We start from the raw sequence: 16,074 nt of genomic DNA, 5'->3' as shown, positions 1-16,074 counted from the left end.
TCTTAACATCGCCCTTTGCACTTCTTCATGATGGTGTGAGTGGATATCGATGCTCGCGCTCCCGTCCACCACGCGCGGTGCGGCGTCTCCAGGCCGAGGGCGCTCGTTCGCTGCTGGCCCTCATCTCAGGCGCATCGCCGTGATCGAGGCGTCGAGTCGGATGTGGGTGTGTTTCGCCTCCGTCGCGCCGTGAGGCTCATTGGAATTTTCATTCCTCCTTGTCGTCATCTCGTGATCTCGCCATCCGGCCTTCACGCCCCACTCCGGGCGATGCCCGCGCCGGCCGCGCCGGAGCGCGCGTGTCGCCGGCGCTCGGCGCGCTGGGGAGCGGGCGTGGAAACGCCGCGCAGCGGGGCGGCGCGCTCTGCTAGCCTGGCCCGGTGCAACCCCGGACCCGGCATCACCTCCCCGGCGCCTTCGCCCTGGCGACGGCCGCCGCGCTGCTCGCCTCTGCCGACGCGCGCGCGGCGGATCCACCCCCCACGCTGGCGGTCGATCTCGGGGGCGTGCAGCTCGATCTCGTGCTCGTGAAGGCGGGGCGCTTCCGCCAGGGCTCGCCGCCCGCGGAGGCCGGGCGCGGCGACGACGAGGCGCTCCGGGAAGTGACCCTCAGCCGCGACTTCTACCTGGGGAGGATGCCCGTCACGGTCGGCCAGTTCGCGCGCTTCGCGGCGGACACCGGCTACCGCACCGAGGCCGAGAAGGGCGCCTCCGGCGGGTTCGGGTTCGACGGCAAGGGCCTCTCGCAGCGCAGGGACTTCACCTGGAAGACGCCCGGCTTCCCGCAGACCGACCTCCACCCGGTGACGCTGGTGACCTATCAGGACGCGACCCAGTTCGCCCAGTGGCTCACGCAGAAGACCGGCCGCGCCTTCGACCTGCCGACCGAGGCGCAGTGGGAGTACGCCTATCGCGCGGGCACCCAGACCCGGTTCTACGCGGGGACCGACGACAGCGCCGCGGCCGCCCTCGGGTGGTTCAAGGCCAACGCGGGCAACGGCACGCGCCCGGTCGGCCAGAAGCAGCCGAACGCCCTCGGCCTGCACGACATGAGCGGCAATGTCTACGAGTGGTGCCGCGACTGGTATGCGCCCTATGCGCCCGGCCCCGCCGTCGACCCCGAGCAGACGGCGGCCCCGGCCGGCGACAAGCCGCGGCGCGTGCTGCGCGGCGGGTCGTGGCTCAAGGAGGCGAAGCACCTGCGCGCGGCGGCGCGCTACCGCAACGATCCGGGCAGCCGCAACGCGGACAACGGGTTCCGGGTCGTCGCCGCCATCGCGGCGAGCGCCCCCGCCGCCGCGCCGCGCCCCGCCGCCGCGCCGGCGGCCCCCGGCTCCGCCGCCCGCGGGAGCGCGGCGGGGGCGGGCTTCTGGTCGCGGACGACGATCTTCGCGGTCGCGGGCGCGGGGTTCGTCCTGGTCAGCGCCGTCATCGGCTTCATCGGCGTCCTCGTGCACCGGGGCCGCAGCCGCGGCGCGCCGCTGCCGGGGGCGCCGCGCGACGTGAGGTTCCGCGCGCAGGGCGACGGCTTCTGGCTGTACGCGCCCGCGAACATGAACGGCGCGACGGTCCATTACCGCTGCTCCGTGAAGGGCCAGCCGCGGCGCGCGGCGATCATGCTCGTGCCGAGCCCGCGCGGGCAGTTCGTCTACACGGGCGGCGCGCCCTCCGCGGTCGAGGTGGAGCAGATCGTCTCGTCCTCGTGGGCCGCGGCGCCGGGCGCGGCGCCGCCCTGGGGCGCCGCGCCGCACCGGGCGGCCGGCGGCTGGCACGCGCGCGATCGGCACTCGAGCGCGCCGGACATCGTCGTCGCCGAGCCCTTCCGCGGGTACCCGTCGGCCTACTGAGCCGCGCCGTTCGACCGCATGCGAGGCCCGATCTGCGCCGTCTTCGCCGGAACGCCCGCGGAGCGCGCCCGCGCGGGGCGCACGCTGCGCGCGCTCCGGCTCGCCGGCCTCGACCCGCTCGACCTCACGGCGGCGCCGCCCGGCGCCGCGGCGGAGGTGCTCGCGGCCGGGCCGGCCTGGCTCGTGCGCGGCGGCGCGTGGCCGCTCCACGGCGAGCCGGACCCGTTCCCGCCGCCGAGCGACACCGGGCTGCCGCTGTGCGCGTTCGGCGCCGTCCTCGCGCCGTTCGACGCCGGCGCGGCGGGGGCGCGCGGCGCCCACCCGGACGCCGCCGGGTGGGCCGAGCTGCTGCGCGCGACCGGCGGCGATCTGAGCGGCGCCGCGCGCGCCCGCCGCGCGCCCGGGATCGCGGGCCTCGGCGCGGGCTCCGGCGCGGCGCTCGGCCCGGCGCTGCCGCGCGCGGCGAGCGTGTACCTCGACGCGCCGCTCGCGGCCGGGGTCGCGGCGCGCCTCCGCGCGGGGGAGGCGCTCGACGCCGCGCTGCGGGGAGAGCTCGGGGCGCGGCGCGCGCGCGTGCGCGTCGTGCGGCACGCGCCGCTCGACGTGTGCGACGACGCGGCGCCGCGCGTGGCGCAGGTCGTGACGAGCCTGCAGCAGGGCGGCGCCGAGCGGATCGCGCTCGACCTCGCGGCCGAGCTGCCCCGGCGCGGCGTGCGCGCGCGCGTCTACGCGGTGTACCGGCCGACCCGGCCGACGTTCGCGGCGCCGCCGGGCACGGTCGACCTGGGCGACGCCCGCGGGGATCGCGAGGCGCGCTTCGACGCGCTCGCCCGCGGGCTCGCCGCGTGGGGCGCGGATCTCGCGCACGTGCACCTGCTCGACGCCGAGGACCTCGCGCGCCTCAGCGCGCGCGGGTACCGCCCGCTCGTGACGGTGCACAACGTGGCCGCGGGCTGGCCCCTGGGGCTCGCGCGCCTCGGGGCGGACGAGGCGGCGCTGCTCGTGGCGTGCGCGCGCGCCGTCGAGGCGGAGCTCGCGGCGTGCGCGCTGCCGGTGCCGGTGCGCACGGTCTGGAACGGGATCGACCTCGCGGCCGCGGGGCCGGCGGGGCCGGCGGGCTTCGCGGCGCCCGCGGGCGCTGCGGCCCCCGCGGGACCTGCGGGCGCGGCGCGGGGCGGCGCTGCGGGCGCGGCGCGCGGCGGCGCGCCCGCCGAGGCGGCCGCGGCGTGGCGGCTGCGGCTGGAGATCGCGCCGGGCGACGTCGTCCTGCTCGCCGTCGCGAACCCGCGGCCGCAGAAGCGGCTGCACCTCCTGCCGGCGATCCTCGCGGCGACGCAGGCCGCGCTCGCGGCGGCCGGCGATCCGCGGGCGGCGCGGCTCGTGATCGCCGGGAGCGCCTCGCCGAGGAGCGACGCGGCGCTCGCGGCGGAGGCGGAGATCCGGCGCGAGGTCGACCGCCTCGGCCTGCGCGGCGACGTGCGCTTCGCGGGCGCCGTCTCCGACGTGGCGGGCCTGCTCGCGGCGGCGGACGTGCTCGTCTCGCCGAGCGCCTACGAGGGGCTGAGCCTCGCGCACCTCGAGGCGCTCGCGGCGGGTTTGCCCGTCGTGGCGAGCGGCGCCGGCGGCACCGAGGAGGTCGCGCGCGAGTGCCCCGCGATGGTCCACCTGCCGCTCGACGCCCCGCCGGAGCGGTTCGCCGAGGCGCTCGCGGCGGCCGTTTCGCGCGGGCGCGCGGCCGCCGTGGGGGGCGGCCGGGAGGTCGTGGCGCGGCACTTCAGCGCGGCGCGCATGGCGGAGGGGTACGCGCGGCTCTACCCGCGCGCGATCGCGCGGAGCCGCGGGGCGCGCCGGGGAGACGGGCTGCTGCTCGTGACGAACAACTTCACGACCGGCGGGGCCCAGTCGAGCGCGCGGCGGCTGCTGCTCGGCCTGGCCGCCGCGGGCGTGCGCGGCCGCGCGGCGGTGATCGAGGAGCAGCCGGAGTACCCGACCCCGGGGCGGCGGGCGCTCGTCGCCGCGGGCATCCCGGTGCTGGCGGTGCCGCCGCCGGCCGACATCGAGCCGGCCGAGGCGGTGGAGCGGCTGCTCGGGGCGATCGAGGAGGACCCGCCCGGGGCGGTGCTGATGTGGAACGTGATCGCCGAGCACAAGGTGCTCCTGGCCGACGGGCTGCTCGACGTCCCGCTCTTCGACGTGAGCCCGGGCGAGATGTACTTCGCGTCGCTGCGCCGGTACTTTGCGTCGCCGCGCCGGGGGCTCCCGTACCGCGCGCCGCGCGAGTACGGCGCCCGCCTGGCCGGCGTGATCGTCAAGTACGCCGCCGAGGCGGCGCTCGCCGCGGAGGTGCTCGGGGCGCCGGCGCACGTGGTGCCGAACGGCGTCGCGATGGGCGCGCGCCCGCCCGCCGCGGCGGCGGCGCGCCCGCGCGGGGGTCGGCTCGCGATCGGCACGGCGGCGCGCATCCACCCGCACAAGAAGCTCGGCGACCTCCTGGCCGCGCTGCGGCTGGCCGCGCCGCGGCTGCCGCCGCACGTGCTGCGTATCGCCGGGGGGGTCGAGCGCGGCGCGGAGGCGCACGCCGAGGAGCTGCGCCGGCTCGCCGCGGGGCTCGAGGTCGAGTGGGTCGGCGAGCTCGCCGACACGCGTACTTTCCTGAACGATCTCGATGTGTTCGCGCTGATCGCCGAGCCCGCGGGGTGCCCGAACGCGTCGCTGGAGGCGATGGCCGAGGGCTTGCCGGTCGTGGCCACCGCGGTCGGCGGCATGGCCGAGCAGGTGGACGACGGGGCGACGGGCCGGCTGGTGCCGCCGGGCGACGCGGCGGCGTTCGCGGAGGCGCTGGTGGAGCTCGGCGGCGACCCGGCGCTGCGGGCGCGCATGGGCGAGGCGGGGTGGGAGCGCGCGAGGGAGCGGTTCTCGCTGGAGCGGATGGTCGCCGACTACGTGGCCGTGTGCCTGGGCGGGCGGGAGGCGCCTGGCTCCCAGGAGAATGGAGCGTGACATCGATGCCGGCAATTGAGGCCACGCGTGCTCGGCCCAGTATGACGCCAGCGCCGCCGAACTCTCATACCAAACGTGCTTCCCGTGACATTTCGCAGCCAGGGTGCTGCGACCCCGCTCTCCCGTAACCATGGCCCTCGAGGCACAGGCAAATTGCACATGAAAAAGTCGATTATGTGCGTTCGTTGGGTTGTCATTGTTGCGTTTTCCCTTTGCTCAATCGGCGCAGATTCATCGTCGTCCGGATGCAAGCCTTCCGGGTAGCAAGCCAATCAGAGCACGCCGTCCAGTCAGAATTCTGTCAAGCCATTCTGTTACACGGACCCGCCGGTCAATTGTGTCGCATTTTGTATCGCTGTTGATTCAATCGCGTTCACGCCTATGTGCGACAACGTTGAGGCGGGCGAGCTGACGGACCTGTTCAGAGAGGAGGTATTACTTGGCGCGGCGGAGCTAGAGCTTCAGGGCATACAGGTATGTCCTGCGCCAGATTCGAAGCATTGGGTGACGCCCTGCGACGTTGGTGTCCCTCCCGTGGAGCACCCGAATCAAGATCATAATCACTGCCAGCCTCCGCCTCCAGGCTGCGTGTACTAACGAGAAGGACGATGACCCTTCGTAGATGTCTTGCGTTCGCGCTCATCGCCGGCATCACAGGCGCCTTCATTGGGCGCGCCTTTCCGCACGACGCGCCAAGTGTGCAAGCCGCTCCGAGCGCATCATCCGTGGATCTGGCTGGGGCGCCTGCCGACCGTGCCTGCGAGGCGGAACGCGCCGATTTCGCTGCGACGAAGGCGCAGCTGGATATCTGCATGGCTTTTCGCGCGCGGGTTCCCGAGGCCAATCCATCCGGCGCTCCCGAGCTATTGCGGCCCGATCATCCGGCAGAATCCGGGGCTCTGGGTCCGCGTCTTCCAAGCCCTGAAGAGATCCGCCGGAATCGCGAGCTCTTGGATAGCTATCCCGAGGCTGTGATCGTCCAGCACCATGATGGAACGACCGGCGTCTACAAACCTGATGAATGGCCGATTGATGGTGATGGAGTCATTGTCGCTCGAAAGCTGCCAGACGGAACGCTCGGATGGTATGCCGGACCAGATGCTGGTCCGCGCTCAGATCCTGCCGCATTCCGTCCATGGGAGCCCCAGATCAATCCACTTCCCGTGTGGAGGCGTGCGCCAGATGGAACAATTATGATCGATGGAAAGCCCGCTAGCCCTTCCGTTCAGTTCATGTTTGGCGGAAAGACGGAAGAGTCGGTTGAACCGCAGCGGTGAGATGGACAAATGACTATGTCGCGCAACGTTGCGCTCGTCATCATAGCCGGAGCCGGCATCGTGGGCGCCTTCATAGGACGCGCCGCTCGAAATGATACGCCACATGTGCAAGCGCATGCCAGCGTGTCACCCGCGCCTTCGGGCACGACGCCTGCCGCCAATGAGTGCGCGGCTGAGCGTGCCGCGCTTGCCTCGATCAAGTCGCGGTTGGCTGTCTGCATGACCAACGACACGGCACCTTCCGGGACCGTGCCGTCCGGCGTTCCCGAGAAGCCTGAGTCCGCTCTTGGCGCTATCATCGCCGAAGAGATCAAGAGCTACCAGGAACGTCTGGCGAGCCTATCCGAGGCTGTGATCGTTCGACATCCCGGCGGGGCGGTTCGCGTCTATGAACCGCACGAATGGCCGAGCGACGGCGACGGAGTCATCATCGGGCGAAAATTCAAAGACGGACACATCGAGCGCTATCCGTTCGGAGTCCGCCCGAGGGCTACACACTAGCTGCCTACCGCCCAAGCGGCTGAGCGGAGCTGCGCGGTCAGGGCTGCGAGCGCTCGACCGGAGCGGAAGCATCTACCATCGAGCTTCCATCGAGCCGAGATAGTCACGCGCTGCGAGCACGCGCGTCGCGGCGCGTTTGTGGTCCTTCGATCTGGGGGAGCGCGCGCGGCCGCCCCTGGAAAGGAGGGCGGCGCGCCCGTGGATGGTTCAACGATCGATGGTCGCCAGGATGGATTGCGCCGCGATGCCCCGTTATTCTGCGGCGTCCCGACGCGCCGCCTGGAGCCGCGGGACGTGTCGCCTCCAGAGCTGCCTCCTGGCGACGTCCGGGTGGCTCGTGAGCCGATCGAGGACCACCGCCGCCTCGTCGGTGTCGCAGAGCTGCAGCCGCTCCAGCGCCTTCGAGTCCAGGGCCGCGCTCGGGCCTGCGTGCAGCTTCGCCGCGAGCTCCTGGGCGTCGCAGGCGCCGCGCACCAGGAAATGCTCCCGCCATGAGAGGGCTCGTTGCTCCCCGAGCAGGAGGAAGAGGAGCGCCTGGTCCTGCCAGTCGCAGATCCGCTGGTAGCTGTACCGGGTCGAGAAGAAGAGGAGCGCCGTCGACGTGAAGGCGAGGGACTGCAGCGAGCTGATCCCCTGCTCGCTCAGGCGCAGCCGCTCCTCCTCGTCGAGCCCGTCGATGAGCTTGAAGTTCTCGAGGTTGTCGTCCGAGCCGGACGAGACGCCGAACACGATCGCGATGGCGTCGAAGACCATCTCGATGATGCGATCGCCGAGGAGGCCGACCACCACGCCGCACAGCAGGGCTTCGATCGGCTCGTCGGCGATCCCGGCGTAGACGAGGCTGCCTGTCGTGACCACGGCGGTGAGCACCACGATGAGCAGCGAGCGGCAGGCGGTCCCGAGGGCGCGGGGCGCGAGGTCCTGGCGCGCGGTGCGCACCAGGACCTGCCCGAACGAGATCGTGAAGCAGACCGCGGTCGCCGAGGCGACGGACACGGCGACCATACGGCGGAGCTCGGCCGACGCCCGGAGCTCCTCGGATGTTCTCGTGACGGCGCCCGCGAGCCGCGGGGTCGCCTCCAGGATCGAGACAGCCTCGAGGATCACGAGCGTGCAGCAGCCCAGCGCGAGCGTGCCGAGCGCCCCGAAGAGGAGGGCGTGCGCGATGAGCTCGCGGCGGCCGCGCCGTATCCGCTCTGCGTCTCCCTTCCAGAGCTCGTCGAGCTCGCGGTAGGACTCCGCGGGCTCGGCGGGCTCCAGGATGAACTCCAGGCGATCGTCCTGCCCGCGCAGAATGAGCGCCACGCACAACGAGAGCAGGAACGGCAGCGCGCAGAGCAGGAGCTCGGCCCAGTGGGCGGCGCTCTCGGGGAACCTCGCGGCGGCGCCGCTCTGCGGCTGCGGCTGGTGCATCCCGTTGTGTACGAGCACGAGGGCGACCATCCAGAGCAACGTCGCTAGCCCGACGGCTACGGCCAGAGGCGCGGTGAATCGCTGGGGGTGGTTCATTGCAGTGTGCTCCCGAGTCATATCGGCCTCCCCTACAAGGATTGCGGCGTGGTGGTGGAGGCTCGAATCTGCGGAGGGCTCGTCGCAGCCTGCGTGGTGGTCGTCGTGGCGATCGTCGTCGCGCCGGCCGGCGGCGGTGGCGCCCTCCGCCCGCGCCCGACGCCCTGCGCGAGGACATACCCGCCGATGGCGCCGAGCAGCGTCCCGAGGCTCTCTTGGGTGAGCTTCCCGGCGAGGCCGAGCGCGAGGATCACGATGATGATGATGGTGACGGTCAGAAACTGGATGACCTGACCCGTGCGCACCCACTCGCGCTGCACGTCGGTCGGGAAGCGCCGCACCATCACCATGATGGACAGGCTGAACACCCCGAGGATCCCGATCAGATACGGGAGCTTGGTGCTCACGTCGGTCGCCGCGCTCACGTCGCCCTGCAGCTTCCGCTGGGCTTCGATGAGCTCTGCAAAGCGATTGTTCCATGCGTCGCGGAGCCGCCGGGGCTTGTCCTGCTTGCCGATGATCCCCTTGAGGTTCTTCTGCTCGTTCCGGTAGAACTCCTCCAGGGCGCCAAACGGCGCGAGGATCGCTGTGTGGCTATTGCGCACCTTGTCCACGAGCTTCTGGCAGGTGGCCTCTTTCTCCTGCTTGATGCGCTTCAGCTCGCCCATGGCGGAGCTCCACTCCATCGTGAGCCACGGGGCCGCGCTCCATAAGTCCGCGGAGGACAGCGCGCGGACCAGCTCGTCAGTCAGGTCCTGGGTCGGCTGGAGGTTGCCGCCGGCGCAGGACACCTTTTCGATCTTGTTCAGCAGGTCCTCGAGGGACGACTTCTTGCCCGGCAGCTCGCGGAGCTTGCTCTCCATCTCCTTCAGCTGGATCTCCGGATCGGGGCCTTTCTCCTTTCTCTCCTCGCTCTGCGCGACCAGGACGTCGAACTTGGCCCGGTTGTCGACGGCTTTCCTGATCTCCTCTTCGAGGAGCTCTTTGTTCGTCGGGATCGCGCCGTTCAGCACGAGCTGTACATCCGGGTCAACCTGATCGTCAACGTGGATAGCCGGCGGGGCTTTCGTCTCGGCGAGCGCGGCCGCGCCCGCCGATCCGGCTCCGGCTGCGAGCGGCGCCACCTGCGCCGTGGCCGTGCGCGCGACGGCGAACGAGAGGAGCATCGACACGAAGACGGCGATACGTTGTAGGTTGCTCATGAACGCCTCTGGACCCGTCTCTTCGGGCAGCGCTTACACAGGAGGAGTGTTCGGACTCGAGCCCTGCCTGGCAGGGCGACAGCTGGGTTGCGCCTGCGACCACGCGCGTCGCGGCGCCTTTTGTGGTCCTTCGATCCCGGGGAGCGCGCGCGGCCGCCCCTCGGAACGGACGGCGGCGCGCTCGCGGCTGGCTCAAGGATCGATGGTCGCCAGGATGGATTGCGCCGCGTAGCCGGCGACGTTGACGTCGATCTGCCACGCCGCGCCATCCCCTTTCGGCGTGGGGACCGTCAGCGTCTGGACCCCCGAGAGGGTCCTAGCGCCCACGTCCCGCTGGTTCAGGTCGAGCGTCGCGCCCACGATGCCAGGGACGCCGTCGACGGCGGTGCGGACCACGGCCTGCGTCGCGTGGATCGAGAGGGGCGCCGTCACGGTGAGGCCCACGGTCGAGCCGGCCTTCACCTCGCACGGGGACGTGCACCCGATGGACGCGCGGATCGGCGGCGCGCGCAGCGTGATCGGCCGCGCCGCGTACACCCCCGCGCCGAGGCGGGCGGTGAGCGTCCACGTGGCCGCGTCCTCCGCCACAGGGACCCTGAGCTCGGCGACGCCCACCGTCACGCCGGGCTCTCTTCGCTTGGTGTCGACCACGTGCTCCGCCGGCTCCTCGATCCCGTCGACGCTCGACGTGAGCGCGACCGATTGCGTGACGCTCCCCGGCACCCGCAGCTCGACCTGGGCCGACCCGACGCCGCCGAGCATCTCGCACAGGCCGTCCGCCGGGCACTGCGCGACGTTCACGTCGACCACCGGAGGCTTCAGCTTGAACGACTCGGGGACATTCCCGCTGTAGCCCGAGGGCGTCTCCACGGAGATGCGCAGCTCGTCGGCCGGCCTGGCGGGGACGATGAACGTGGAGACAGACCACCTCCGGTCGCCCTGGATCTGCGTCTCGTTGCTGGCTCCGGTGGGGGTCTCGACGCCGTCCAGCATCACGCGCAGGGTGGGCGACGGCGCCGCCGCCGCCTCCGCGAACGGGACATCGTAGTCGACGATGACCCGCACGCGATCGGCGCCGCTGATCAGCTCGGCGGGCGCCGTGCTGCCGCAGGACGGGAGGCGGAGCGCGCTCGGGGCCGGCTCGCCGGTCATCGTGGCGTAGCAGCCGTCGCTCGTCTGCTTCTGCACGGCGATCTTGAGGACCGCGGGATCGTCGCTCCCGCAGCCCAGCTGGGCGAGGAGGAGCGACGCGAGGACGGCGAGAGGGGTGCGCCGGGGGATCATGTCACTTCCACCAGCTTCTCGCGCGTCGAGTTGAAGAACTGGAACACGAGCCGGCAGCTCTTGGTCGTCGAGTTGCCCCGGGTGATCTTCACCGGGAAACGCGCCGTGCCGGAGGGGCTCGCCCCGACGGCATGGGAGGCCGGCGAGACGGAGAATCCGCCGCCGCAGCTGACGTGGATCGGGCCGCCGTCGTCGCTCTCGTAGTCGACGCGCACCTCGAGCTCCGCGCCGGATTTCACGCTGTCCTTGCTCATGTTCACGGACGTCATGTGGTTCGACATGGCGATTGCCTCCTTCACTCGGTCTTGGTCGTCGTGCTGGTCGTTGCGTTGCGCAGGAGATCGGGGATGTTGATCTGCACGTTCATCCCGACGTAGGGGCTGATGAAGAGCTTCGCTGCTTCCTGCTCGAGCGGGCTCGAGCGGCGCTCCAGCAGCACGCCTCCGGCGCTCACGCCGGCGTAGGGCAGCGCGTGGAAGGTCGCCCCGAGGAAGAGCGGAGGGAGGCCCTTCCACCCGCGGAACCGTTCACCCGGCCCGTAGGTCGTCGCCGGCAGCGACATCCCGAGCTCCAGCGCGAAGGCGCGAAAGACGTCGCGCGGGCCGTGTGTCCACAGCGGCTCCTGGACCGGGTTCGGCACGAGGTGGACCTGCAGGCCGTAGTAGAAGATGTTGAACGGATCTGCGGCGTTGAGCGCGACGCCGTACCCGACCACCGGCGTGGCGTAGCTGAAGAGCCAGGTGCTCTGCGTGTACGCGAAGCGCTTGCTGAACGGCCGTGTCAGCGGCCTGGCCCCGCGCGAGACGTAGGTCACCACCAGCTTGCTGCCCCGTGTGGTCCATGCGTCCAGCGCCTTCTGGAAGTCCTGCAGATCGGTCGCGAGGAGCGCGATGGGGCCGTCCTTGGTGCCAGGGTGGCCGGGCCAGCCCCTGCCCCCTTTGCCGCACGTGGGCTTCACGAGGCTCGGGGGTCCGATCCATTGATCGTAACCTGCTTCGTCGCAGGGCACCGCGAGGGTGAACAGCCAGTCCCCGAACAACCTGTCGAGCGACGGCGGCTCGGGGGCCTCGGGCGCCTTCGGCGGTGCAGGCGGCACGGGGGGCGCAGGCGCCTTCGGCGGCACAGGGGGCGCAGCCTGCGCGGGCGTCCTCGCCAGGAGCGCTCGATGGATGTACCGGGCGAGCTGCCCGAACCGTTGTGCCGCCTCGTCGAGCACCTTGCGGTCTTCGTCCTTGAGGCGATCACGAGCCAAGAGGATCGGATGCAACCGCTGCTGCAAGACACTTACGTCCATGTACTCGTCATCGATGCGGATCCGCTTCCGCGTCAGCTCCAGGAGATCGCGGAGGGTGACGTCCGCCGCCGGGATGCGCAGGGCATCTGCGCCCACGCCGAGCGGCGCGCGCTTGCCGGGCGCCGCGTTCGCGTCCGCGACCAGGATGTCCGTGAAGTCGCCGTTCAACTGGAGGGATGCGACCTCGATCTTCCCGTCGCGGGTGTAAAGTTTGCCCCTGAACCGGTCCAGCTTGTTGTGCTGTACGAGGAGCTCTCCTATCGCCAGCGCCAGCTGGTCTGCAGCCCGCTGCGCTTCGCTCGGCTGCTGTTCGGCAGGGCGGGCGGTCGGCGGTTTCAAGTCCAGCATGGTGCGGAGATCGGCAGCCTTCAACACGGTGTCTTGCGCCCTGGTGCTCCAGTCGTTCAGCAGCTTGTCGGCCCGTGAGGCGGCCGACGCCATCGTGCGCAGCGGCTCCCATTGTGCCCTCGCCGCGGCGGCGACCTCACCCGCCGTCTTCGCGGGGAGCGGGAGCGACGCGAGCTCCTTCTCGAAGTCTGTGATCGCCTTCTCGATGCAGACGTCGACGTCTGCCTGGTTCTTGCTGCTCGCCGCGCACGTATCCACCGACGTCGACAGCTTATCCAGCATCTTCGCGACGCTGTCCCGATCGGCCTTCTCCGTCGTCACCTCCTTGTAAAGGAGCACGCAGTAGCTCGCTCCCGTGACGAAGAAGTCGTCTCCTCCGACGAAGATATTGAATGTGGCCTCTTTCCCCTCCTCGGCGGGCTTCTTCTCCCAGGCTGCCGGGATCAGCGTCTGCCAGTCCTCGGACGCCATCCAGATGCTCGACGCCGGGAAGGTGCCGGGCGACAAGCGAGGCAGATCTTCGGTCCCCACCTTCTTGCCGGCCGCGTTCTTGCTCTGGAACAGCTTGAGCTGGTCCTTGGTCGCCTCGCAGGTCGGGCCGTTGCCTCCGAAGAGCCACGGCATGCTCGTGCGGACGACGAACGCCTGGATCCGCGTGACATCAGCGTCCGCCGTGCCGGACAGGTAGAACGAGCCCAGCGGGATGTCCCGCTCCGGACCCGCTTCGGTGACATTGATCTTGGGAATCTCGGCCGCGTGGGCCGCCTGCGCCGCGCCGAGCAACGACGCGGAGGCGATGCACGTGAGCCGCGCGACGCTCCGCGTCGCCCGCGAGCCGGCGCTGGGCCGAGGGGCCCCGCCGTGTGGTTCGCGCATCGGAGAGGCGCCTTGACGGTGAGATGCGTATCGCTTCGATCGCATGAACATGGCTTCTCACATCCTCGATAGGAAGGTTGCGCGGCGCGGCGGATCTGGACCCTCAAGAGGGCCCTCTGCGAGCGCGCTCCGGGGAGCCTCTACGTGGCGGCAGCCGTGCACGATGCCGAGGAGCTCATGCGCGGCGTCAGCCCTCGTGAGCAGCTCGTGATCGAGTCACCGGCGTTCGTTGACCGTTCGTCCGCCGGTGCAGCCGCCGGTTCGTCGGCCGGTCCGTTCACGGATTAGCACCTCGTGTACCATCCGCCCGGTGAGCTCGGCGTACACCGCGCCGGCGGCATGCCGCGGCGGGATCCCCGCGCAATCGCCTCCGCGGCTGCGGTACGGCGTGTCGCGAACCCCCGGGGCGTGTCCAGGCCAGTGGACACGATGTCCAGCAGCCTGGGCTCCCGCGCCGGAGGGCCCGCGCGAGGGACGGCCGCGTCCGGAGCGCCGAAGGAGGTGGCCGTCGCCCGTGGCGCTCCGCCGCGCCTCCGCCGGCGAGCGCTCGACGCTGCACGGCGCGGCGCTGCGTGGCTGCGCGGCTGCGCGGTCTTACGACCGCGTGCTAGACCAGCCGCCGACCGCGACCCTTCCGGCCCGACCGTGGCCCAGGAGCTTGATGAAACCGAACTTCGGCACCGATCTGACGACCGGCAGCGTTCCCCGGCACCTCGTGACGTTCTCCCTCCCGATGCTGCTCGGAGGGCTCCTCCACACGGCCTACAGCTTCATCAACGCCATCTGGGTCGGTCAGTTCCTCGGCACCGCGGCCCTGGCGGCCGTCACCGTGAGCTTCCCCGTCATCTTCACGATCTTCGGCGTCGGGATGGGGATGACGCTGGCGACGAACATCCTCGTCTCGCAGAGCTTCGGCGCGCGCCGGTTCGACGAGCTGCGGCGGGTCGTGGACGGCTCCACGGTGCTGATCTACGGGCTCGGCGTCGCGCTGACCGTGCTCGGCGAGATCTTCACGCCGGAGATCCTGCGGGCGATGGACACGCCGGCCGAGGTCTTCGCGCCGTCGCTGAGTTACCTCCGCGTCTACATGCTCTCGCTGCCCTTCAGCTTCGGCATGTTCGCGCTCCGGAGCATGCTCCAGGGGACGGGGGACTCGAAGACGCCCCTCTACTTCCAGCTCGGCTCCGTCCTGTTCACGACGGTGCTCGATCCGCTGCTCATCTTCGGGCGGCTGGGGCTGCCGGAGCTCGGCTTGAACGGGACCGCCTGGGCCACGCTCGTCTCGCAGGTGCTCGTGCTCGTGGCGCTCAACGTCCATCTCCACCTGAAGAAGTCCCCGATCGCGCCGAGGTGGCCTCGCTTCGGCCAGCTCGGCTCGACGATCCGGACGACGTTCCGCATCGGCGTGCCGGCGTCCGTCCAGCAGTCGGTGGTCTCGCTCGGCATGGTCGTGGTGACGGGGATCGTGAACGGGTTCGGGGAGGTCGCGACCGCGGCGTTCGGCGCGGCCTCGCGGATCGACCAGATCGCCGTCCTGCCCGCGGTCAACATGGGCATGGCGATCGCGACGCTCGCCGGGCAGAACCTGGGCGCGGGGCACCACGGCCGCGTGCGCGAGATCTTCACGTGGGGCTGCGTGTTCAGCGGCGCGATCACGATCGTGATCTCGGCGGTCACGGTCGTCTTCCCCGAGGCGCTGCTCCGGGTGTTCATCACCGATCCGGTCGTCATCGGGCTCGGGGTCTCGTACCTGCACATCGTCGGCCCGTGTTATGTCCTGTTCGGCCTCTCCTTCGTGAGCAACGGCATCATCAACGGCGCGGGCGCGACGGTGATCACGACGGTGAACTCCCTGCTCAGCCTCTGGGTCATCCGCACCCCGCTCGCGTACTGGCTCTCGCGCGAGATGAACAGCGCGCGGGGCGTCTGGTACGCCATCTCGGTGAGCTTCTTCGTGTCGATGGCCGCCAGCATGGCGTACTACTTCTCGGGGCGCTGGAAGCAGGCCATCATCCAGAAGGCCCCTCCGGGCGACCCGGCGAGGGAGGCGGATCCCGCCAAGGGGTTCGCGAACGAGGTGGGAGAGGCGTGAGCTGCCGCGGCGGCGGCGACGCCCGGCCGGAGAGCCCTCGGCCGACGAGATTCGACGCCGCGACGCTGGCCATCTGGCTGTCTCGATCGGCACGCGACGACGGCGAGACGTCGCGCGCGAGCCGCCTCTGATCCGGGATATTCAGTCGATTTCTACGCAGATGGCATCACCGAGCGGGCGAGGGTCGGCCGCGCGGACGCCGCAGCCGTAACCTGGACCGTCAATGGATCCCCCTCCGCCGATCCGCGCGATCCCCCAGTACCCGACGTGAGTGCATAGCTCATCCGAGTAGGCCGAGGCGGTGGCGAAATCCACGTGCTTGAAGCCTTCCAGGCACTCCTCTCCGCCTCTCACCACCGCAAAGGTGGTCTCGCCGATGTCAAAGAGCTCGTAGTTGGGCTTGCAGAGCGTGTAGTCCAGCTCGCGGGTATCGTCGGCGTGCTGCTGGCAGTTGTTCCACGGGCCGTCTATCGAAGACCCGTCTGCGATGCGAAAGACTCCTGAATAGGGGAGCTCATCGCAGCGGGTAATGAACGTCCAGAAGGCGTCGATCGCGGTCAACGGTGTGTATCCTACGGGGCAAGCTTCCCCTTCGTATACTCCGAACTCCGCCGTCTGAGCTCGAGCGGGTGCGCTCAGCGAGATGCCTCCGGCGACAAGGCCGCAGAACAGGGCGCGCATGGGCGTCGTGTGACAGATGTGGTTCATATGTTCGCCAATGTGTTGTTATGGTAGGTTATGGTTCCAGACCAAGCGCGTGGTCGGGCGCATGGGTTCATGGGTGCATCTCAGTCACGCCGCGAGGCGCGCTGTGGCCGTAACCGCGCCAGGATCATGTCCAGAG

11 protein-coding genes are annotated in these 16,074 nt (G+C 70.7%); 5 read left to right on the top strand and 6 right to left on the bottom strand.

Annotated features, from left to right (window positions below; all coding sequences use genetic code 11):
• Positions 1–380: 380 nt before the first annotated feature.
• The 4 genes from WMF43_RS38025 (at position 381) to WMF43_RS38010 (ending at position 6,625) form a co-directional block, all read left to right on the top strand.
• Positions 381–1,847: a formylglycine-generating enzyme family protein gene (locus WMF43_RS38025; RefSeq protein ID WP_437672442.1), complete on the top strand. Its 1,467-nt coding sequence runs from the start codon at positions 381–383 to the stop codon at positions 1,845–1,847.
• Positions 1,848–1,865: 18 nt separating this feature from the next.
• Positions 1,866–4,847 carry a glycosyltransferase gene (locus WMF43_RS38020; RefSeq protein ID WP_437672441.1) on the top strand — a complete coding sequence of 994 codons (2,982 nt, stop codon included), beginning with the start codon at positions 1,866–1,868 and terminating at the stop codon, positions 4,845–4,847.
• 608 nt (positions 4,848–5,455) lie between these two features.
• Entirely contained in the window at positions 5,456–6,124 is a 669-nt protein-coding gene (locus WMF43_RS38015) for a hypothetical protein (RefSeq protein ID WP_437672439.1), read from the top strand.
• Between the two features lie 15 nt (positions 6,125–6,139).
• Positions 6,140–6,625 (top strand): hypothetical protein, encoded by a 486-nt coding sequence (locus WMF43_RS38010; RefSeq protein WP_437672437.1) that lies wholly within the window; start codon positions 6,140–6,142, stop codon positions 6,623–6,625.
• Between the two features lie 252 nt (positions 6,626–6,877).
• Here WMF43_RS38010 and WMF43_RS38005 read toward each other — a convergent pair whose 3' ends face one another.
• From WMF43_RS38005 to WMF43_RS37985, 5 genes are all read right to left on the bottom strand, one after another.
• A complete protein-coding gene (locus tag WMF43_RS38005) occupies positions 6,878–8,068 on the bottom strand; it encodes a hypothetical protein (RefSeq protein ID WP_437672435.1) in 1,191 nt (396 codons plus the stop codon).
• A gap of 98 nt (positions 8,069–8,166) precedes the next feature.
• Positions 8,167–9,336, bottom strand: coding sequence for a hypothetical protein (locus WMF43_RS38000; protein ID WP_437672433.1), 1,170 nt, complete (start codon positions 9,334–9,336; stop codon positions 8,167–8,169).
• Positions 9,337–9,528: 192 nt separating this feature from the next.
• A complete protein-coding gene (locus WMF43_RS37995; protein ID WP_437672431.1) occupies positions 9,529–10,620 on the bottom strand; it encodes a hypothetical protein in 1,092 nt (363 codons plus the stop codon).
• The gene (locus WMF43_RS37990) at positions 10,617–10,901 is read right to left on the bottom strand and encodes a hypothetical protein (RefSeq protein ID WP_437672430.1); all 285 of its coding nucleotides are present in this window, start codon (positions 10,899–10,901) and stop codon (positions 10,617–10,619) included. The genes WMF43_RS37995 and WMF43_RS37990 overlap by 4 nt, the downstream gene beginning before the upstream one ends.
• Positions 10,902–10,915: 14 nt before the next feature.
• Positions 10,916–13,138: a hypothetical protein gene (locus tag WMF43_RS37985; protein WP_437672428.1), complete on the bottom strand. Its 2,223-nt coding sequence runs from the start codon at positions 13,136–13,138 to the stop codon at positions 10,916–10,918.
• Positions 13,139–13,799: 661 nt separating this feature from the next.
• On the opposite strand from WMF43_RS37985, the gene WMF43_RS37980 reads away from it, so the two are divergent.
• Complete coding sequence (locus WMF43_RS37980) at positions 13,800–15,230, top strand: MATE family efflux transporter (protein WP_437672426.1); 1,431 nt, start codon at positions 13,800–13,802, stop codon at positions 15,228–15,230.
• A 141-nt stretch (positions 15,231–15,371) separates the two neighbouring features.
• Here the strand turns inward: WMF43_RS37980 and WMF43_RS37975 are convergent, their stop codons facing one another.
• Entirely contained in the window at positions 15,372–15,791 is a 420-nt protein-coding gene (locus tag WMF43_RS37975; protein WP_437672424.1) for a hypothetical protein, read from the bottom strand.
• Positions 15,792–16,074 lie beyond the last annotated feature (283 nt).

The sequence above is a fragment of the Sorangium sp. So ce131 genome (assembly GCF_051519095.1).
In the GTDB taxonomy this organism is placed as follows: Bacteria; Myxococcota_A; Polyangia; order Polyangiales; family Polyangiaceae; genus Sorangium.
Note: the sequence above shows the minus strand (reverse complement) of the source record. Positions and strands in the feature narration are given on the sequence as shown.